The organism is Curtobacterium oceanosedimentum (genome assembly GCF_020297365.1).
Lineage (GTDB): Bacteria > Actinomycetota > Actinomycetes > Actinomycetales > Microbacteriaceae > Curtobacterium.
In genome coordinates, this window is the sequence record NZ_JAIXIG010000028.1 from 33,654 (window position 1) to 53,552 (window position 19,899).

20 protein-coding genes are annotated in these 19,899 nt (G+C 73.4%); 6 read left to right on the forward strand and 14 right to left on the reverse strand.

From position 1 onward, the window contains the following. Positions 1-54: 54 nt before the first annotated feature. Positions 55-753: a FadR/GntR family transcriptional regulator gene (locus LEL83_RS12790; protein WP_225559096.1), complete on the reverse strand. Its 699-nt coding sequence runs from the start codon at positions 751-753 to the stop codon at positions 55-57. 202 nt (positions 754-955) lie between these two features. On the opposite strand from LEL83_RS12790, the gene LEL83_RS12795 reads away from it, so the two are divergent. Together LEL83_RS12795 and LEL83_RS12800 are read left to right on the forward strand one after the other, a co-directional pair. Further along, the gene (locus LEL83_RS12795) at positions 956-2,533 is read left to right on the forward strand and encodes a GntP family permease (RefSeq protein WP_225559097.1); all 1,578 of its coding nucleotides are present in this window, start codon (positions 956-958) and stop codon (positions 2,531-2,533) included. A gap of 5 nt (positions 2,534-2,538) precedes the next feature. After that, positions 2,539-3,087, forward strand: a complete 549-nt coding sequence (locus tag LEL83_RS12800; RefSeq protein WP_372454457.1) for a gluconokinase — start codon at positions 2,539-2,541, stop codon at positions 3,085-3,087. A 71-nt stretch (positions 3,088-3,158) separates the two neighbouring features. Here the strand turns inward: LEL83_RS12800 and LEL83_RS16290 are convergent, their stop codons facing one another. Further along, complete coding sequence (locus LEL83_RS16290) at positions 3,159-4,076, reverse strand: L,D-transpeptidase (RefSeq protein ID WP_225559099.1); 918 nt, start codon at positions 4,074-4,076, stop codon at positions 3,159-3,161. Positions 4,077-4,098: 22 nt separating this feature from the next. Then, positions 4,099-5,778 (reverse strand): ABC-F family ATP-binding cassette domain-containing protein, encoded by a 1,680-nt coding sequence (locus LEL83_RS12810; RefSeq protein WP_225559100.1) that lies wholly within the window; start codon positions 5,776-5,778, stop codon positions 4,099-4,101. Positions 5,779-5,830: 52 nt separating this feature from the next. On the opposite strand from LEL83_RS12810, the gene LEL83_RS12815 reads away from it, so the two are divergent. Further along, positions 5,831-6,247 carry an HIT family protein gene (locus tag LEL83_RS12815; RefSeq protein WP_225559101.1) on the forward strand — a complete coding sequence of 139 codons (417 nt, stop codon included), beginning with the start codon at positions 5,831-5,833 and terminating at the stop codon, positions 6,245-6,247. Between the two features lie 15 nt (positions 6,248-6,262). Here LEL83_RS12815 and LEL83_RS12820 read toward each other — a convergent pair whose 3' ends face one another. Next, positions 6,263-6,565, reverse strand: coding sequence for a hypothetical protein (locus tag LEL83_RS12820; RefSeq protein ID WP_225559102.1), 303 nt, complete (start codon positions 6,563-6,565; stop codon positions 6,263-6,265). Between the two features lie 40 nt (positions 6,566-6,605). Here LEL83_RS12820 and LEL83_RS12825 point away from each other — a divergent pair, with 40 nt between their 5' ends. Further along, positions 6,606-8,051, forward strand: a complete 1,446-nt coding sequence (locus tag LEL83_RS12825; protein WP_225559103.1) for an amidase — start codon at positions 6,606-6,608, stop codon at positions 8,049-8,051. Positions 8,052-8,261: 210 nt separating this feature from the next. Here LEL83_RS12825 and LEL83_RS12830 read toward each other — a convergent pair whose 3' ends face one another. From LEL83_RS12830 to LEL83_RS12855, 6 genes are read right to left on the reverse strand one after another with little or no spacing between them, the layout of a single operon-like run. After that, positions 8,262-9,044, reverse strand: coding sequence for an ABC transporter ATP-binding protein (locus LEL83_RS12830; RefSeq protein WP_225559104.1), 783 nt, complete (start codon positions 9,042-9,044; stop codon positions 8,262-8,264). Next, complete coding sequence (locus tag LEL83_RS12835) at positions 9,041-9,877, reverse strand: ABC transporter ATP-binding protein (RefSeq protein WP_225559105.1); 837 nt, start codon at positions 9,875-9,877, stop codon at positions 9,041-9,043. The genes LEL83_RS12830 and LEL83_RS12835 overlap by 4 nt, the downstream gene beginning before the upstream one ends. Next, positions 9,874-10,788, reverse strand: a complete 915-nt coding sequence (locus LEL83_RS12840; RefSeq protein WP_225559106.1) for an ABC transporter permease — start codon at positions 10,786-10,788, stop codon at positions 9,874-9,876. Before LEL83_RS12840 ends, LEL83_RS12835 begins: the two co-directional genes overlap by 4 nt. Continuing rightward, positions 10,785-11,738: an ABC transporter permease gene (locus LEL83_RS12845; RefSeq protein ID WP_225559107.1), complete on the reverse strand. Its 954-nt coding sequence runs from the start codon at positions 11,736-11,738 to the stop codon at positions 10,785-10,787. The genes LEL83_RS12840 and LEL83_RS12845 overlap by 4 nt, the downstream gene beginning before the upstream one ends. Positions 11,739-11,772: 34 nt before the next feature. Further along, entirely contained in the window at positions 11,773-13,326 is a 1,554-nt protein-coding gene (locus tag LEL83_RS12850; RefSeq protein WP_225559108.1) for an ABC transporter substrate-binding protein, read from the reverse strand. A 58-nt stretch (positions 13,327-13,384) separates the two neighbouring features. Then, positions 13,385-14,332, reverse strand: a complete 948-nt coding sequence (locus LEL83_RS12855; protein ID WP_225559109.1) for an alpha/beta fold hydrolase — start codon at positions 14,330-14,332, stop codon at positions 13,385-13,387. 63 nt (positions 14,333-14,395) lie between these two features. Here LEL83_RS12855 and LEL83_RS12860 point away from each other — a divergent pair, with 63 nt between their 5' ends. Continuing rightward, on the forward strand, positions 14,396-15,298 hold the full coding sequence (locus LEL83_RS12860; RefSeq protein ID WP_225559110.1) for a siderophore-interacting protein: 903 nt from the start codon (positions 14,396-14,398) through the stop codon (positions 15,296-15,298). After that, complete coding sequence (locus tag LEL83_RS12865) at positions 15,298-16,125, forward strand: ABC transporter ATP-binding protein (protein WP_372454458.1); 828 nt, start codon at positions 15,298-15,300, stop codon at positions 16,123-16,125. Before LEL83_RS12860 ends, LEL83_RS12865 begins: the two co-directional genes overlap by 1 nt. A 222-nt stretch (positions 16,126-16,347) precedes the next feature. Here LEL83_RS12865 and LEL83_RS12870 read toward each other — a convergent pair whose 3' ends face one another. From LEL83_RS12870 to LEL83_RS12885, 4 genes are read right to left on the reverse strand one after another with little or no spacing between them, the layout of a single operon-like run. Beyond that, positions 16,348-16,707: a Fe-S oxidoreductase gene (locus LEL83_RS12870; RefSeq protein ID WP_198656039.1), complete on the reverse strand. Its 360-nt coding sequence runs from the start codon at positions 16,705-16,707 to the stop codon at positions 16,348-16,350. Between the two features lie 2 nt (positions 16,708-16,709). After that, positions 16,710-18,113 carry a dihydrolipoyl dehydrogenase family protein gene (locus LEL83_RS12875; protein WP_225559112.1) on the reverse strand — a complete coding sequence of 468 codons (1,404 nt, stop codon included), beginning with the start codon at positions 18,111-18,113 and terminating at the stop codon, positions 16,710-16,712. A gap of 54 nt (positions 18,114-18,167) precedes the next feature. Beyond that, the gene (locus LEL83_RS12880) at positions 18,168-18,989 is read right to left on the reverse strand and encodes an arginase family protein (protein WP_225559113.1); all 822 of its coding nucleotides are present in this window, start codon (positions 18,987-18,989) and stop codon (positions 18,168-18,170) included. Positions 18,990-19,033: 44 nt separating this feature from the next. Further along, positions 19,034-19,759, reverse strand: a complete 726-nt coding sequence (locus LEL83_RS12885) for a PspA/IM30 family protein (protein ID WP_225559114.1) — start codon at positions 19,757-19,759, stop codon at positions 19,034-19,036. Positions 19,760-19,899: the final 140 nt, after the last annotated feature.

Genomic DNA, 19,899 nt, shown 5'->3' on the forward strand with positions numbered 1-19,899 from the left:
CCCGGGCCTCCCGTCCGTCCCGTGGTCACGTTCCGTGCGAGCACGCCCGGCGCCTCAGCGTGACGGCGCCTCCGCGATGAACTCGTCGCGGGTCACCCGGACCAGCGCCGACGCCGCGGCGGCGGCGGCCTCCGCGTCGCCGTCGACCACCGCCAGCCCGACGGCCTCGTGCCGGAGGGCTGCCTCGCGCGTCCACCCGGTGATGGGATCGCGGGACTCCGAGGTGCGGGTGCGCAGCAGTGCCTCGACGGTGCCGGCGAAGTGGGTGAACACGGCGTTCCCCGACCCGGTCAGCAGGGCGCGGTGGAAGCGGACGTCGGCCTCCAGGTAGGCGTGGCCGTCCTGCCGCCCGCAGGCGTCGAGCATGTCCCGCGCGGCCTCGAGCACCGGAGTGGCCCCGGGCCCGCCGGCGGTGAGGGACGCCGCCACCGGTTCGACACCGAGGCGGAGTTCGAGCAGTTCGCGCTGCTGCACGAAGTACGCCGGCGACGCGCCCCGCCACCGGATCACCGTCGGTGCGAGCAACTCCCACGTGGCGATGCCGCGCACGAGTGTGCCGACACGCTGTCGGGGTTCGACCAGGCCGAGCGACTGCAGCACGCGGAGCGCCTCGCGGACGACCGACCGCGACACGCCGAACTCGTCGGCCACGTGCTCGGGCCGTACGACGTCGCCGGGCACCAGCACACCGTCGACGATCCGCTGCCCGAGGGTCTCGAGCACGTGGGCGTACAGGCCGCGTGCGGTGGGCATCGTTCCTCCGTGCAGTACGTGTCACGAGCGACCGTGACGTGGGTCCCATCGAAGCGGCAGACTGCCGCCGAGGGCGGACGGCGCGCGGCACCCGTCGTACACTCTGATAAATCAGATTATTGCGGGGTCGGCCGATGCGTCGGTCCGACCCCGACACGAAGGCGACGGAGCCGCGCAGGTGCGGCTCCAGGAAGGGGCGCTGATGCCTCACGCTCTGTCAGACCCGGCCGGACCGCACCACCTCGGGCTGGTCCTCGCCGCCGGTGGCGGCACCACCGAGACCGTCGACCCCTCGGGGTCCGTCCCGCAGCTGATCATCGCCGCGGTCGTCGGCATCGTGGTGATCATCGCGCTCATCACCTGGCTCAAGGTGCACCCGTTCATCGCGTTGGTGATCGGTGCGCTCGGCGTCGGCATCGGCGCGGGGCTCGCACCGGACAAGGCGGTCACGAGCTTCGGCGACGGCTTCGGCGCGACCATGACGAGTGTCGGGATCCTGGTCGGCCTCGGCGCCATGTTCGGCAAGATGCTCGTCGACTCCGGGGCGGCCGACCGCATCGTCGACACCCTGGTGCGCCGGTCGTCCCGGGCCGCGCTGCCCTGGACGATGGCCCTGATCGGAGCGCTCATCGGTCTGCCGATGTTCTTCGAGGTCGGCCTCGTGCTGCTCATTCCGATCATCGTGCTGGTCGCCAAGCGCAGCGAGGTGCCGATCATGAAGATCGCCGTGCCCGCCCTGGTCGGCCTGTCGACGATGCACGCGTTCGTCCCGCCGCACCCCGGACCGCTCGTCGCGATCTCGACGGTCGGCGCGAACCTCGGCACCACGCTCGCCTTCGGCATCGTGCTGGCGATCCCGGTGATCGTCCTGGCCGGTCCGCTGTTCGCCCGCTTCGCGGCGCGCTGGGTCGACATCCCCGCACCCGACATGTTCGGCTCGCGCGGCGCGGTCGCCACGGCCGGCCCCGGCTCGGGCTCGGCGTCCGGCGCCTTCGCCGACGACCCCGCCCACCCTGGACGGGAGGCCCGGCGAAGCCCCGCCACGCAGGACACGGCGTCCCTGCCCAACGGCAAGAGCGACTTCACCCGCGTCATCAGCGAGCCGCGCAGCCCCTCGTTCACCGTCGCGCTGCTCGGCATCCTGCTGCCGGTCGTGCTCATGCTCGCCCAGGCGATCCGCGAGGCCACCGCCCCGGAGGCCACGGGCTCGTGGGTGAGCCTGCTCGACTTCCTCGGGTCGCCGATGATCGCCATCGGCATCGCCGCGGTCTACGCCATGGTCTTCTTCGCGATCGGCGGCGGCATGGACCGCTCGGCCGTGGCGAAGTCGCTCGAGAGCGCCCTGCCGCCCGTCGCGGGCGTGCTGCTCATCGTCGGTGCCGGCGGCGGCTTCAAGCAGGTGCTCATCGACACCGGCATCGGCGGGGTGATCGCCGACGCCGTGCAGGAGTCCGGCATCTCCGTGCTGCTCGTCGCCTGGGTCGTGTCGGCGCTGGTGCGCGTGGCCACCGGGTCGGCCACCGTCGCCACCGTGACGGCCGCGGGCATCATGGCGCCGATCGCCGCCGACCTGTCGTCGCCGATGACGTCGCTGCTCGTGCTGGCGATCGGTGCCGGATCGGTGTTCCTGTCGCACGTCAACGACGCCGGGTTCTGGCTCGTCAAGGGGTACCTCAACACGACCGTCGGGCAGACGTTCAAGACGTGGACGGTCCTCGAGTGCCTCATCTCGGTGTTCGGCCTGCTCGGCGTGCTGCTGGCCGGGGTGTTCATCCGATGAGCGACGTGACCGCAGCAGCCGAGGCCACCACCGCCGGCCCGGACGCCCGCGTCCTGGTCGTGATGGGGGTGTCCGGGTCGGGCAAGTCCACGGTCGCCGCCATGGTGGCCGAGCAGCTCGGGTGGGCGTTCGCCGAGGGCGACGCCATGCACCCGGCGGCGAACGTCGCGAAGATGCAGGCCGGCACCCCGCTCACCGACGAGGACCGCTGGCCCTGGCTCGAGGTCGTCGCCGACTGGATCCGGGGGCACCTGGACGCCGGGACGAACGGGGTCGTGACCTGCTCGGCGTTGAAGCGCTCGTACCGTGACGTGTTGCGGGCGCCCGGGGTGGTGTTCGTGCACGTGGCCGGTGACGGTGCCCTCATCGAGGAGCGGATGTCGCAGCGGTCCGGGCACTTCATGCCGACGTCGCTGTTGCGGTCGCAGCTCGCCACGCTCGAGGTGCCGGAGCCCGACGAGGCCCACCTGACCATCGCCGCCGACCGCACGCCGGAACAGGAGAGCGCCGAGGTCGTCGAGCGCCTCGGACTGGTCCCGATCCCGAGGGGCTGATCGGGCACGGCCCGGGCAGGACAGACGGACCGGCCACGGCCGGCTCGTGGGTGCCCCGTCGTCCTCGGTGCTCAGGTGAAACGGATCGGCGTGCCGACCGGCAGGGCGGCGAGGGTCCGGGTCATCTCCGCCGAGATCCGCACGCAGCCGTGGGAGCTGCCCGTCGGGTCGGGGTAGTAGTGCAGCGCGGTCAGCGCCGCGTTCCCGCCGTACGACGGGATCCGCGAGGAGTGCGCGCCGGTCAGGATGATCGGGTTGCCCTGCGTGTACGTGACCCGCGTGTCGACGTAGGCGGCCTCGACGTAGGTGGCGGTGTCGGTCGGTGTGGGGTCCTCCGGCGTGCCGAGCCGCGCGGCCTCGGTCGCGGTGACCTCGCCGCCACGGGTGACGACGGACACCGTGCTCGCCGTCACGTCGACCGTGATCATCCGGTCCGTCCGGGTGATGGTGAAGTCGGCCGCCCGGGCCCAGGCGAACGTCGCACTCGGCGCGTCGGGGTCGCCGCCGTCGCCGGGGGTGCGGTTGCGGGACGGCGTCGACACCAGGATCATCCCGCCGTCCTCGCCGGGGGAGCGACCCCACACCGCGGTCGCCGCCGGCCGGTTGATCGTCGACACCAGGTGGGACAGGGTCGCCACGGGGCGGGCCCGGCTCGACGGGCTCGCGTACAGGGCGACGAGCGGCGTGCGCGGGGTCGCGATCCGCCAGGTGTCCTCGGGCTGCACGTCACCGCCGTCCAGCAGCTGCGGGACGACGGCGTCGTGGAACGCCAACGGCAGCGCGGCCAGTGCGGCGTCGGACGGTGCGGCGGGGACGGCGGCGAGCGCGGGCTCCGGGCTGGGCGTCGACGTGGGTGTGACGGTCGCCGTCGCTCGTGCCGCACGGGTCGGTTCCGGCGTCGGGGCTCCGACCGTCACCCCCACCACGACGGCGACGGTGACGATCGCCACCGCGCCGGCGGTCGTCGCGATCCAGGTGGTCCGTCGCACAGTGTGTCCCCTCGGTCGTGTCTCAGCGTTCGGTGACGCGGCCGCCCTCGACGCGCCACTGCCGGTCGAGCCGCACCGTCTCCAGCATGCGCCGGTCGTGCGTCACGAGCAGCAGGGTGCCGTCGTAGGACTCCAGCGCCTGCTCGAGCTGCTCGATCGCCGTCAGGTCGAGGTGGTTCGTCGGTTCGTCGAGCACGAGCACGTTCACCCCGCGGGCCTGCAGCAGGGCCAGCCCGGCGCGGGTCCGTTCCCCGGGGGAGAGCGCCGATGCCGGTCGTCCGACGTGGTCCGCCTTGAGGCCGAACTTGGCGAGCAGCGTCCGGACGTCGGCGGTCGTGTACTCGGGGACGACCGCCTCGAACGCGGCAGCGAGCGGCTGGTCGCCGGTGAACGCGGCACGGGCCTGGTCGACCTCGCCGACCGCGACGCTCGACCCGAGCGACGCGGTGCCGGTCGTCGGCGCCTGCTTGCCGAGCAGCGCCCGCAGCAGGGTGGACTTGCCGGCGCCGTTCGGCCCGGTGATGCCGATGCGGTCGCCGCCGTCGACCTGCAGCGACACCGGACCGAGCGTGAAGTCGCCCTGCGTGAAGGTGGCGTCGGACAGTGTCGCGACGACCGCCGACGAGCGGGGCGCGCTGCCGATCGTGAACTCGAGCTGCCACTCCTTGCGCGGCTCCTCGACCTCGTCGAGCCGGGCGATGCGGGACTCCATCTGCCGGACCTTCTGCGCCTGCTTCTCGCTCGACTCCGAGGCGGCCCGACGACGGATCTTGTCGTTGTCCGGGTTCTTCTTCATCGCGTTGCGCACGCCCTGGCTCGACCACTCCCGCTGGGTCCGGGCACGGGAGACCAGGTCGGCCTTGGTGGACGCGTACTCGTCGTACGCATCACGCTTGTGCTGCCGGGCGATCTCGCGCTCCTCGAGGAACGAGTCGTACCCACCGCCGAACAGCCGGTTCGACGACTGCGCCAGGTCGAGCTCGAGCACCGCGGTCACCGAGCGGGCCAGGAACTCGCGGTCGTGGCTGACGAGCACCACCCCGCCGCGCAGCCCGCGCACGAACGCCTCGAGCCGGTCGAGCCCGTCCAGGTCGAGGTCGTTCGTCGGCTCGTCGAGCAGGACGACGTCGAACCGCGACAGCAGCAGCGCGGCGAGTCCGACGCGGGCGACCTGCCCACCGGACAACGCGGACATCAGGGAGTCCGGACCGACGCCGTCCGCACCGGAGCCGTCGGCGCCCGTGCCCGGCTCCAGCCCGAGGTCGGCGAGCACGGCCGGGATCCGGTCCTCCAGGTCGGCGGCGCCCGCGGCGAGCCAACGATCGAGCGCTGCCGAGTACCGGTCGGCCGCGGCATCGCCGGCGTCGGGGTCGCCGAGCGCCGCAGCGGCCGCGTCCATGACGGCGGTCGCCTCGGCGCAGCCGGTGCGTCGCGCGATGTACGCGGCGACGGTCTCGCCCGCGATGCGCTCGTGCTCCTGGGGCAGCCAGCCCACGAACGCGTCCGTCGGCGCCAGGGAGACCGTGCCGGCGAGGGGCTCGTCGACCCCCGCGAGCAACCGCAGCAGGGTGGACTTGCCGGCACCGTTCACCCCGACGACCCCGATCACGTCGCCGGGTGCCACCGTCAGGTCGAGGGAGTCGAACAGCGTGCGAGCGGCGTACCCGCCGGACAGGCCCTTGGCGACGAGCGTGGCGGTCATGCGCCCATCGTCCCACGCGGAGCACCCCGCCCACGTGCAGCAGACTGGGCCGATGGACTCCTGCGTCTTCTGTGCCGTCATCGCCGGCGACGAACCCGCCGTGTGGGTCGAGCGCGAGGAGCACGCCGTCGCGTTCGCGCCGCTGCCGGACTCCGCGCTCGCTCCCGGCCACACCCTGGTCGTCCCGGTCGAGCACACCGCCGACCTGCTCACCGCCGGGCCCACGGCGCTCGCCGCCACCACGGCCCTGGCGCAGCGGGTGGCCCGTGCGATGAAGGGTGCACTCGGCGCGACGGGCACGGTGCTGCTGCAGGCCTCCGGCGCGGACGCGGGCCAGAGCGTGCCGCACCTGCACCTCCACGTCGTGCCGTGCTGGCCGGACGACGGCACCACCCACTGGCCCGAGCGACGGTCGGCGCACGTGGTGGACGGCGACCCGCACGCGCTGCTCGCCGAGATGTTCGAGTAGCCGGCGCTCCCGGCCTCAGCCCTGCGGCGGCGCCAGGCGTCCCGCGCCCACGGGCAGGAGTCCTGCCCGGTACTCCAGGACGTCCGTCCGCCCGACGGTCACCGACACCGCGCCGAACCGCCACACGCGGTTGTACAGGTACACGCCGACCACCGTGTCGCCGTCGTCGGGCACCGCCCACGTTCCGGTGCCCCACTGCGCCGGCTGGCCGACGCCGTCGATCGTCACGGTCGGCCGGGCGAACCAGGTGAACGGGGGACGCACGAGCCGGAGTTCGAGCCGGCGCTTCGTCGTGCCGGAGGGGAGCGGGGAGTCCACCACCGAAGGGTACCGGCCGCCGACGCCTAGGCTCGGAGACGTGTTCGAACTCCACCACCTCTCCGCACAGGAACTCTGGGACTGGATCCGCCGGGGCGAGGCGACCGCCCTCGAGGTCACCGAGCACTACCTGGGCCGCGTGGAACGCCTGGACGCCGGACTCGGCGCATTCGTGACGGTCACGGCGGACGCGGCACGGACGCGAGCCGACCGTCTCGGTCACCTGGTGCCGACGTCGCGACCGCTGTGGGGCCTCCCGTCCGCCGACAAGGACCTGTACGACCGCGCCGAGGTCCCCACGCGGAACGGGACCACGAGCCTGCCGGAGCGGCCCGCGTCGGCCGACCACCCGCTCGTCGCCGCGCTCGACGCAGCCGGCACCGTCAGCCTCGGCAAGACGGCGTCGCCAGAGTTCGGCATGTCGTCGTCGTCCGAGACCCGGCTCGGCGTGACGCGGAACCCCTACGACACCACGCGCGCGCCGGGCGGCTCGTCGAGCGGTGCGGCCGTCGCCGTCGCTGCCGGGCTGCTGCCCGCCGCGGTCGGTTCGGACGGCGGGGGATCGGTGCGAATCCCCGCCGCGGCGACCGGACTCGTCGGCCTCAAGTCGAGCCGCGGCCGCGTGCCGTCGATGCCCGGCCGCTCCGGCGTCGGCGGGCTGTCCGTCGCCGGGCCGCTCACCCGCTCCGTCGCGGACGCCGGCATGCTCCTCGACGCCCTGGTCGCGCCCACGGGGTTGCCGGAACCGTCGCCGTACGCCCTGGTCACGCCCGACGTCGGCGAGGGGCCGTTCACCGCTGCGGCCGTCCGCGGCGAGGGCCGGTTCGTCATCGGGCTGCTCGACGGCTCGCCGTGGGACGACACCGTCGACGTGGTCGTCGACCCCGCCGCCCGAGCCGCCGTCGAGACCGCCGTGCGGGTGCTCGGCGAGGTCGGCCACGGCGTCGAGGACGTCCGGATGCCTCGCGTGCCCTACGCCGACGCGTTCCGGGTCGCATGGGAGAGCTCCGCCGCCCGGCTGCCGATGGTGCCCGGCATCGACCTGTCGGCGCTCACCCCGCTCGTGGCGTGGCTCGTCGCACGCGGTCGGGCGCTGACCGGCACGCAGGTCCTCGAGGCGATGACCACGCTCGACACCTTCTCGACGACGCTCATCGGCGCGTTCGACCGGTTCGACGCGGTGCTCACACCGACGCTCGCGCTCACGCCGCGGCCCCTCGGCTGGTACGGCGACGACCCGGAGGAGGACTTCCGCCGCCAGTGCGCGTACTCGCCGTGGACGTCGATGGCGAACGTGTCCGGGCTGCCGGCCATCACCCTGCCGGTCGGGGTCACCGACGACGACCACCCGGACGGCGGCGGCCTGCCGATGGGCGTCCAGCTGATCGGACGCCCCGGTGGCGAGCGCGTCCTGCTCGCGATCGGCGCGCAGCTCGAGCGCCGGTTGCGGTGGCAGCGGCGGCACCCGGCCGCCTGGACCGCCTGACGGGAGGCCCGTGCCGGGTCGCGCGCGCGGCGCCACGCGGCGCCGTCCGTGCGTGCGCATCTTCCGACCGAGCACCCGTCGATCGACTCGTGTTCCGTCGGAGTGTGCACATGCATCGGTTGCGTGCGCATGTTCCGACGGACCACGCGTCGATCGACTCGTGGAACGTCGCAGAATCTGCCCGCTGCCGCCGCGCCCGCGCCCGCGCCCCTACGGCAGCGTCGGCGCCGCCGCCACCAACGCCTGCGTCACCGCGTGCTGCGGCGCGTCGAGCAACGACACCGGCCCGTGCTCGACGATCCGGCCCTCGGACATCACCGCCACCGTGTCGCACAGCCGTTGGACCACGCCGATGTCGTGCGACACCAGCACCAGGGTCAGCCCGAGGTCGTCGGCGAGCGACCGGAACAGCTCGATCACCCGGGCGCGGACCACCACGTCGAGGGCGCTCATCGGCTCGTCCCCGAACAGGATCCGCGGCGAGTGCACCACGGCACGGGCGATCGCGATGCGCTGCCGCTGCCCGCCGGAGAACTCGTGCGGGTACCGGTCGACCGCGTCGGCGGGCAGGTCGACGCGCTCGAGCACCGACGCCACGAGTGACTCGTGCGACCCGGGGACCCGCAGCGCCCGCAGCGGCTCGGCGACGATCGCGCCGACGCGCATCCGCGGGTCGAGCGACGCGTACGGGTCCTGGAACACCACCCCGGTCTCGCGACGGAACCAGCGCATCGCAGCTGCGGACTGTGACGCGACCACCGGACGACCGGAGGCGACGACGGTGCCGGCGGAAGGGGCCTCCAGACCGGCGAGCAGCCGCACCAGGGTGGACTTGCCGGACCCCGACTCGCCGACGATGCCGAGCCGCGCGCCGGGGGCGACCGTCAGGTCGACGCCGTCGACGGCGGTGCGGAGCGGACCGGGTTCGAACGGACCGCGGCGGGGGAGCCGGTAGGTGCGGTGCAGGCCGGTGGCGTGCAGGACGTCGGTCACGCGGAGCCTCCAGGGCGACGGGCGGTGGCGCGGGCGGCGTCGACGAGCGCGACGGTGGCGGGGTGCTGCGGTGCGGCGAGCAGGTCGGCGACCCGACCCTGCTCGACCACCCGGCCGGCGTCGAGCACCACGGCGGTGTCGGCGATGCGTGCGAGCACGGCGAGGTCGTGCGTCACGAACACCATGCCGGCCGACAGGTGCTCGAACAGGTCGAGGATGCGGGCCTCGGTGGTGACGTCGAGCGCCGTCGTGGGCTCGTCGGCCACCAGGTACGACGGCTCACCGGCCATCGCCATCGCGATGCAGATCCGCTGCCGCTGCCCGCCGGACAGCTGGTGCGGGTACTGCCGCAGCAGCGATCCCGGATCGGGCAGGCCCACGGAGGCGGCGAGCTCGACGGCCGCCGCACGTGCGGCGCGTCGGTCGAGCCCCCGGTGCAGCCGGAGTGGCTCCGCGATCTGCGCGCCGACCCGCCGCAGCGGGTCGAGGGCCGTGCCCGGCTCCTGGAACACCATCGCGATGCCCGATCCGCGGTGCCGCGCGCGCTCGCGGTCGGGCAGGCCCACCAGTTCGGTGCCGTCCAGGCGGATGCTGCCGGTCACGACGGCACCGGCGGGCTCCAGCCCCATCAGGGCGAGCGAGGTCATGGACTTGCCGGATCCGCTCGCGCCGATCACGCCGACGCGCTGGCCGGGAGGCACGGTGAACGTGACGTCGTCCAGGATCGTCCGCCCCGTGATGCGGACCGACAGCCCGCGCACCTCGAGCCCGGAGGCTGGGGTGGTCGGGGCGGTGCCGGTTGCGCCGGATCCGTCCCGTGCGTCGGCGGTCATGCGGTCACCCCGGGAGTGGTCGTGGCCGGGTCGCCGCTCCGGTCGCCCGCGGCCCGGTCGTTCGTCGTGCTGTCACTCGCAGCCCGGTCGTTGGTCGTCAGCCGCGGGTCGGAGGCGTCGCGCACCGCGTCGCCGAGCAGTGACAGCGCGGCGACGACGAGGGCGATCGCCGCCCCCGGCCACGTCGCACTCCACGGGTGCACTCCGATGTAGGTCTGCAGGTCGGACAGCAGGCTGCCCCACGACGCCGTGTCCGATCCGGCGCCGTAGCCCAGGTAGGACAGGCCGGCCTCGGCGAGCACGGCCGTGGCCATCGCGAGGGACAGCTGCACGGTGAACAGGGGCGCCGCGTTCGGCACGAGGTGGCGGAACAGCACCCCGGCACCGCCGACCCCCGAGGCCCGGGCAGCGGTGACGTAGTCGCTCCGGGCGATCCGGCGGATCTCGCCCCGGGCCACGCGGGCGATCGTCACCCCGAAGGACAGCCCGACACTGACGATCACGACGCCGAGCGAGCCGCCGAACACCGCGGTCAGGAGCATGGCCGTGAGCAGCGTCGGGAACGCCACCAGGATGTCGAGCAGGACCGCCGTGCCCTCGCGCACCCAGCGTGCGGTGAGCGAGCCGATCGCGGTGAGCACGATGCCGACGACGCTCGCGATCACCCCGGAGCCGACGGCGACGAGCAGGGTGGTGCGGGTGCCGGCGAGCAGGTAGCTCGCGATGTCGCGGCCGGCGGCGTCGGTGCCGAACCAGTGCGCGGCGCCGGGGCCCTCCCACTGGTGGAACGGGTCGGCGCGGAACGGGTCCTGCGGCGTCCACACGAGCGACACCGCTGCGAGCACGACGAGCAGGCCGAGCACGACGACGGCGAAGGCCCCCGTCGGACGGGACACCAGGCGGCGGATCATCCCTGCACCTCTCGCTGGCGGGGGTCGAGGGTGCGGTGCAGGACGTCGACGGCGAACCCGACGAGCAGCACGAGCCCGGTGAGCACGAGCAGTTCGGACTGCACCTTCGTGATGTCGCGGCGCCCGACGTCGGTCACGAGCATCCGGCCGACCCCGGGCAGCGAGAACAGCTGCTCGACGACGACGGCCCCGACGAGCAGTCCGGCGATCTGCACCCCGAGCACGGCGAGCACGGTGAGGGCCACCGACGGCAGCCCGTGCCGCAGCAGCGCCTGCGTGCGGCTGAGGCCGATCGCGGCGGCGGTCCGCACGTGGTCGGCGTCGAGCACGGACAGTGTGGCGGACCGGGTGAAGCGGAGGATCACGGCACCCTCGACCGCTCCGATGGTCAGCGCGGGCAGCACGAGCGACGCGAACGCCCGCCCGGGCTCCGACCAGCCGTCGAGCGGGAAGCCCTGGGTCGGCAACCAGTGCAGGGTCACCGCGAACAGGGCGATGAGGAGCATGCCGGCCCAGACGACGGGCACCGCGGCCACGGCCTGGGCGGCGAAGCCGATCACCGCACCGCCCGGGCGGCCGCGGAGCACGGCGGCGACGACCCCGAGCGGCACCCCGACGACGAGCGCGGCGACGAGCGACATGCCGGCGAGCGGCAGGGTGATCGCGAGCTTCTGCGCGATCTCCGGCGCGACGGCACCGTTCGTCACCAGGGAGCGGCCGAGGTCGCCGCGGAACACCCCGCCGATCCAGTCGAGGTACTGCACCACGACGGGCCGGTCGAGCCCGAGCTGCTGGCGGAGCTGCTCCACCTGCGCCGGGGTCGACTGGGTGCCGGCGACGACCTGGGCGACGTCACCGGGCAGCACGCGGAGCGTGGCGAAGATGATGACGCTCGCCACGAGCAGGCCGACGACGAGCAGGAGCGCCCGCCCGATGAGGAACCGGGTCACGACACCGGTGCTCCGGTGCCGGCGTGACGCTCGGTCACTTGACCGCGAGCCCCGCCAGGTCGAGGCGCGAGTTGCCGCCGTCGACCGGGAAGCCCGTGACACCCGAGCGCACCGCGGTGATCTCGGTCGCTGTGTAGAGCCACTCGCCGGCCGCGTCCTCGCTGACGATGCGGGCGGCCTTCCGCAGGGCGTCGACCTTCGTCCGCTCGTCCGTCGCGGCGATGGACTGGGCGTAGAGCTCCTGCACCTTCGGGTTGTCGTACCCGAAGTAGTAGTCCGCGTTCGCCCAGTTGCCGAAGTCGCGTGCCTCGACGTGGTCGACCACCGACAGGTCGAAGTCCCGCTCGCCCGACTTCGGCGCCTGGAACACCGAGGACAGCCACGTGGCGAAGTCGACGCGCTTCACGGTCAGCGTGATCCCGACGTCGGCGAGCTGCGACTTCAGCACGTCACCGATCGTGGTCGGGTAGATGTTCGCGTAGGTGAGCGTCAGGTCGAGGTCCTCCTGCCCGGCGTCGGCCAGGAGCTGCTTCGCGTTCGCGGGGTCGTACGCGTCGATGTCGGTCAGGTCCTCGTAGCCGGGGTCGAGCTCCGGGATCGGGCCGCCCTGCTCGACACCGGTGCCGCCGATCGCCGTGATGAGCGCCTTCGGGTCGATCGCCTGCCGGATCGCCTGCCGCACGCGCTTGTCGGTGAACGGTTCCTTGCGGTCGTTGAACGCCAGCGTGTACTTGTCCGTCGTCTTGCCGCTGTGCAGCGTGATGTCGTCGCTGCCCTCGAGCTGGCTCTGCAGCGTGCCGTCGACCGGGTTCAGGACGTCGAGGTCACCGTTCGCCATCGCGTTGACGGCGGTGGACGGGTCCGTGATGTACCGGAAGACGATCTTCGCGACCTTCGCCTTCGTGCCCCAGTAGTCGTCGTTGCGGTCGAAGGTCAGCGCGTCGCCCTGCTTCCAGCTCGCGACCTCGAACGGTCCGGTGCCGTTCGCGCTGTCGGACAGGTCGTTCTCGGCGTCCTGCTCGAGCACGAGCCCGGCCCGACCCGTGAGGTTCCAGAGCAGGTCGGAGTCGGGCTTCGCGAGCTGCAGTCGGACCACCCCGTCGGACGGGGACGTGATCGACCGGACACCCGCCAGCTTGGCGGAGTCGACGTACGACTCGTTCGCCTTGACCTGCTCGAGCGACCACACGACGTCCGCCGCGGTGACCGGCTCGCCGTCCTGGAACGTGGTGCCCTCGCGCAGGGTGAACGTGTACGTCAGCCCGTCGTCCGAGACCTCGTGCGAGGACGCCAGCACGTCGCGGATGTCACCCTCGGCGGTGCGGCCGACGAGCCCCTGGTACACGTTGTCGATGAGCACCTGGTCGAGCGCGGCGCCGGACTGCGTGCGGATGTCCAGGCTCGTGGGCTCGAGCACCAGGCCGACGCGCACCGTGGCGTCGGGGCCACCGGTGGTGCCGGACGGACCCGAGCAGCCGGTCAGGGCCAGGGCGGAGACGACGGCGACCGCGGTGGCGGCCAGGGCAGCACGGCCGGATCGCGTGGGGCGCGTGGTGCGCGCGGTGCGGCGGGGCAGGAGCGGACTCATGGGGTGTGGGTTCCTTCCGGGCGCGAGGGCGGTGATCGGGCCTCGCGCTCGCACGAGGTTACCGGCGGCTGCTGCCGTCCGGCGACGGTTCTTCGATCGGGTGCAACAAACCGTGACGCTCCGCCCATGCCCGGATCGCCGACGCCAGTGCGAGGGGTGCCTGGTTCTGCACCGCGTGCCGCGCCGTCACGGTGACGATCTCGGCGTCCGGCAGACGCTCGGCGAACCCGGCGTGCAGCTTGGGGGACACGTACCCACGGTCGCCACGGACGAGCAGGATCGGCACCCGCAGTGCGTCGAGGTCGGGCCACGCGTCCGCGAACCGCCCCACCGACGACGTCCGTCCGGCGGGCAGGTGCGGGAAGTGGTGTCGCCGGACGAGCCGACCGTCCGCGCCGAGCCTCGTGGTGTGCCGGGCCTCGCGCAGCAGCACCTGCCGGTCGTCCCCGACGCGCGCCTCGACCGCCCGGTCGACGACCTGCTCGAGCGACTCGAACGGTTCCTCGGCCTCGAGCGCCCGGGCGATCCGGTCGACGGCCCGCTGCGCGAAGTCCGGCGACATGTCGACGAGCACCAGGCCGGTGACCCGCTCCGGCGCAGTGGCGGCGAGCCGCGCCGACAGGATCGCGCCGAGCGAGTGACCGACGACGATCCCCGGGGGCACCGCCAACGCGTCGAGGGCGGCGAGCACGCTCGGTGCGGTCACGGCTGCCGCGTAGTCGGCGTCGTCCCGCCACGACGACCAGCCGTGCCCGGGCAGGTCGATGGCGACCGCCGGCTCGCCGACGGCGAGCGCGGTCTGGTCGAAGCTGTGCGCGTCGATGCCGAGCCCGTGCAGGTAGGTGATCCGGGCCTCCTGACCGTCGTCGCCCCACCGGATCGCGGAGATCTCCTGCCCGTCCGTGGTGCGGACCACCTGCCGGGAGGCGCGGAGCGGCTCCGTCACGCCGCTCGCGCGGGCGAGGGCGGCCAGGTCGGCGAATTCGTCGTCGGGGGCTTCGGACACGGGACGATCCTCGCACCGTCCGGGGTCTGGAGACGTTAGGTAAGGCATGCCATACTCGATCTCGTGGCAACCCGGTATCGCGTCTTCTCCGTCCGTGTGGCCGCCGTCACGTCCCTCACCCCGCACTTCGTCCGGGTGACGCTGACGGGCGACGCGCTCGCCGACTTCTCGGCGGTCGGACTCGACCAGCGGATCAAGGTCGTGCTGCCCCTGGACGGCATCGGGTTCGCCGAGCTGCCGGAGGACGAGGACTGGTACGCCGCCTGGCGTGCCCTGCCCGACGAGACCCGCAACCCGCTCCGCACCTACACGGTCCGCTCGTTCCGCCCCGACGCCCACGAGCTCGACATCGACTTCGTCGCGCACGGCGACGCCGGCCCCGCGTCGCGCTGGGTGTCGTCCTGCCGCGTCGGCGACGAGCTCCGCATCGTCGGGCCGCGCGTGCCGGAGTCCCCGGAGGACCTGCCGACCGGGGCCGCCGAGTTCGCCCCCGGGCACGCGAACCGGATCCTGCTCGCCGGTGACGAGACCGCCGCCCCGGCGATCTGCGCCATCCTCGAGGCGCTCGACGTCTCCACCGTCGGCCACGTCTTCATCGAGGTCCCGACCGACGCCGACCGCCTGCCGGTCCGCGCCCCCGCCGGGGTCGAGGTCCGCTGGATCGCCCGGAACGGTGCCACGCACGGCGTCCGGATGACCGACCAGGTGCACGCATGGGCCTCCACCGTCGCACCCGCGGCCGCCGCCACGTGCGAGCCGGCCGCCGAGCTCACCGACGTCGACGTCGACGAGCAGGTGCTGTGGGACGTCCCCGCTCCCGTGGACGAGCGCCCGGTCTACGCCTGGATCGCGGGGGAGGCCGGCTGCGTCAAGGAGCTCCGTCGCCACCTGGTGCGCGGTGTCGGCATCGACCGCAAGCAGGTCGCGTTCATGGGGTACTGGCGGCACGGCAGGGCCGAGCACTGATGCCGGGGGCGGGCACGGTCGGTGCCGTGCCCGGTGCCGTCCCGACCACGGCCCTGGGCGCCCGCGGCCTGACCCTGGCGTACGACGACCGGGTGGTGGTGGACACCCTCGACGTCGACGTGCCGGACGGCGAGCTGACCGTCATCGTCGGCCCGAACGCGTGCGGCAAGTCCACGCTGCTGAAGTCCTTTGCCCGCACCCTGAAGCCCCGGGCCGGCACGGTGTTCCTCGACGGAGCGCCGATCGACTCGTACCGCCCGAAGGCCGTGGCGCGGCGGGTCGGCATGCTCCCGCAGACCCCGATCGCGCCCGACGGCATCACCGTGCGCGACCTCGTGTCCCGCGGTCGCTTCCCGCACCAAGACCTGCTGCACCCGTCGTCCGGGTCCGACCGGCAGGCCGTGCAGGCGGCACTCGAGCAGACCGACACGGTGTCGCTCGCCGACCGCAGTGTCGACGAGCTCTCCGGCGGCCAGCGGCAGCGGGTCTGGATCGCGATGGTGCTCGCGCAGCAGACCGACATCGTGCTGCTCGACGAGCCGACCACGTTCCTGGACATCGCGCACCAGTACGACGTGCTGGAACTGGCCTCGGCGCTGCACGCCGCCGGTCGCACGGTCGTCGCGGTGCTGCACGACCTGAACCAGGCCGCGCGGTACGCCACCCACGTCATCGCGATGCGCGAGGGGTCGATCGTCGCCCAGGGCCGGCCCGCCGCGGTGCTGACGGCCGACCTGGTCGAGGAGGTCTTCGGCCTGCCGTGCGTCGTCGTCCCCGACCCCGAGACCGGCACCCCCCTCGTGGTGCCCCGCCGCCCCGCCGCCTGACGCACTGGCCGCCGCCGAGTCCGCCGGGGCCATGCTGCCGCCGAGCGGTCACGAACCGTCGTCCGGCGGCACCGCACGCGACGATTCGTGACCCATCACCGCGAGGCCGGCGGGGTGTCGTGACCAGTCGGGCGCACCGGCCACCGCGCCGAGGTCGCACGAACTCCCGCTCCGCCGGCGTCGGAACGGGACGGAGTGCGACCTCGATGACGTACGCGCGGATCAGCGGACGTAGCCGCCGTCGCGCAGGCCGGCCTCGACCTCGAACCGGTTGTGCAGGGGATCCCGCCCGGCGACGGCGTACAGCAGCGGCATGAGCATGCCGTACCGCTTCCACTGCTCCACGTGCACCCGCTCGTGCCGGAGCACCCGCGGGCCGTCGTTGTCGCGCGTCAGGTACACCGAGCCGACACAGGTGCCGCCGCGCCGGAACACCCAGCGCGGCAGCCCCGTGCAGACCACGAGCCCGTCGACCACCCGGACGCGTCCGGTGGACAGGGGGACACCGACGGCCAACCCGACACCCGTCGCGAACACCCAGCCCGCCCGGGACACGAGCGAGTCGACGAACGGGTTGCGCACGATCAGGCCGGGCGGCCGTACGTCTCGAGCAGGCGCAGCCAGATCTCGCTCATCGTCGGGTACGCCGGCACCGCGTGCCACAGGCGGTCCACGGGGACCTCGCCGACGACGGCGACGGTGGCGCCGTGCAGCATCTCGGCGACGTCCTGGCCGACGAACGTGACCCCGACGACGACCTTCCGGTCCTCGTCGACGACCATCTTCGCCCGGCCGGTGTAGCCGTCGGCCTGCAGCGCGGAGCCGGCGACGGCGCCGAGGTCGTACTCGACGGCGCGGACGTTCAACCCCTGCTCGCGGGCCTTCGCCTCGGTCAGGCCGATGCTCGCGACCTCGGGGTCGGTGAAGGTCACCTGGGGCACGGCGGCGTGGTCGGCGGTGGCGACGTGCGCACCCCACGGCTCGGTGTGCAGCGGCGTGCCCTGGTGCCGGGCGGCGATGGCCTCGCCCGCGGCACGCGCCTGGTACTTGCCCTGGTGGGTGAGCAGTGCGCGGTTGTTCGTGTCGCCCACGGCGTACAGCCAGTCCGTGCCGTGCACGAGCATGGTGTCGTCGACGTCGAGCCAGTCACCGGCGGTCAGTCCGACGGTCTCGAGGCCGAGGTCCTTCGTGTGTGCTGCTCGACCGGTCGCGGCGAGCACCTCGCTCGTGATGACGGTGGTGCCGTCGTCGAGGGTGGTGGTGACGAGGCCGTGCTCGTCGCGGTCCACCCGGGTCGGGCTGACGCCGGTGCGCACGTCCACGCCGAGCTCGCGCAGGGAGTCGGCCACCAGCTCGCCCGCGAAGGGCTCCATGCCGCCGAGCAGCCCGTGCCGCGCGACCAGGGTGACCTCCGCGCCGAGGGACGCCCACGCCGTCGCCAGCTCGGACCCGGCGACGCCGCCGCCGATGACGAGCAGGCTCTCGGGCACCTGCTGGGCGCTCGTGCCCTCGCGGGTGCCCCACGGCTTCGCCTCGGCCAGACCCGGTACGGGCGGCAGGGTGTGCAGCGATCCCGTGACGAGCGCGACGGCGGCGCGGGCCCGGTGCGTCACACCGTCGACCTCGATCGTCTTCTCGCCGGTGATGCGCGCGTGCCCGCGGATGAGGTCGATGCCGGAGGACTCGAGCCAGGCCACCTGGCTGTCGTCCTTCCAGTCCGAGGTGAACGAGTTGCGGCGGGCCAGCACGCGGGCGGCGTCGAGGGAACCGGTGACGGCCTGGGCCGCTCCGTCGAGTCGCTTCGCCGCGGCGAGGGCGTGGCCGCTGCGGAGGAGCGCCTTCGACGGCATGCACGCCCAGTACGAGCACTCGCCGCCGACGAGCTCGGCCTCCACGACGGCGACCGACAGGCCGCGCTTCCTGGCGTAGTCCGCCACGTTCTCGCCGACTGCGCCGGCGCCGATCACGATGAGGTCGTAGTCCGTCATGCCCCTGAGCGTACGCGGACCGGCATCGGTTCTGCCGGGTGCGTCGGCGCCGGTTCAGGCCGTCCGGGAGGCGGTGGTCACCGCTCCGACGACGCGCAGGATCACGCCGAGGTCGTCCACGGCCCGGCTCGGGTCGACGGGGGCGAACCCGGTCAGGGCGGCACCCGCCAGACGGCGGCCGCGGGTCGCGGCCTGGATGCGCTCGACGAGCGCTCCGCCGTCCAGGCCGAACGGCACCGGTTCGAGCAGGCCGTCGACCTCCGAGGGGTCGAGGACGTCGAGGTCGACGTGCACGAACACGGCGGACGCCCCGGTCGCGTCGACCGCGGCGGCGACGGCGTCCGGTGTCGCGGCGTCGACGTCGAGGTGGGTGACACCGGCACGGTCGAGGGCGGCGCGCTCGGCCTCCTCGACGCCGCGGACGCCCGCGACGACGACGGAGGCGGCGGGGACGACCGGCAGGCCGGGGAACAGGTCGGCGGGGCGGTCGACCAGCAGGCGCAGGGCGGCGGTCTCGGCGGCGACGGGCTGGGCGCGGTTCAGGGCGCGGTAGCCGCTGGAGCCGGCGATGCGGACGAAGGCGGTGTCCGGGGTGAGCGCCGTGGTCGCGCCGAGGACGCTCGCCCCGTCGCCGCCGACCACGAGCACGGGCTCGGGTGCGACGGCGGTCTCCTCGGCGACGCGTTCGGCGACGGCGAGCACCGACGTGTACCGCGCGACGGCGGTCTCGAGCCGGTCGCCCGCTCCGGTCGGGACCTCGACCGTCGTCGTCGCGGCCCGGGGGAGGTCGGCGGCGATGGCCGCGGCGCCGTCCCCGAGGCGCATCGCGCGCGACGACGCCGAACCCTGCCACTGACCGACCACGAGGAACTGCATCGTCTCAGTCTGTCAGCTGGGGTCCGGCGTCGTCAGTGCGTCGGTCAGATGGTCGACGAGCCGCCGGACTTGAGCGCGGCGAGCCGGGCCTCGACCTCGGCGTCCTTGCCCACGTCCTCGAGGCTCTCGAACTGGGCGTCGAGGCTCGAGGACTGCAGCTCCTGCTGCCCGAGGACCTTGGCCTCCTCGCGACGGACCTTCTCCTCGAAGCGGCCGAGGTCGCTCGTCGGGTCGAGCACGTCGATGTTGCCGAGGGCGTCGTTCACGCGCGACTGTGCCTCGGCGGTCTTCGAGCGGGCGACGAGGTTGTCGCGCTTGGCGCGGAGCTGCTCGAGCTTCTGCTCCATGCCGGCGAGACCGGTCTTGAGCTTCTCGACGGCCTCGTTCTGCGACGCCAGGTTCGGCTCGGCGTCCTTGACCTCCTGCTCGGCGGCGATCTGCTTGCCGATGGCGATCTTGGCGAGGTTGTCGAACTTGTCCGCCTCGGAGGCCTTGCCCTCGGCGCGGTACTTGTCGGCGGCGGCGGAGGCGTTGGCGGCCTTCTGCCCCCACTCGACCGCGGCCTTCTTGTCCTCCTCGTGGTCCTGCTCGAGCAGGCGCACGTTGCCGATCGTCTGCGCGATCGCCGTCTTCGCGTCGGCGATGTTGTTCGTGTAGTCGCGCACGAGCTGGTCCAGCATCTTCTGCGGGTCCTCGGCGTCGTCGATGATCTGGTTGATGTTCGCGCGCACGAGGGTGGAGATGCGTCCGAAGATGGTCTGCTTGGCCATTGCTGTTCCCTTTCGTGGAAGTCCTGTGGATGGTCTGGTCGGTCAGGTCGTGTGTGGTCGATCGGTGGTCGGGTCGGGCCGGATCGGATCGGTGCGGGGGAGTGCGACCGGTCAGAACCGGCCGCCGCCGGAGAAGCCGC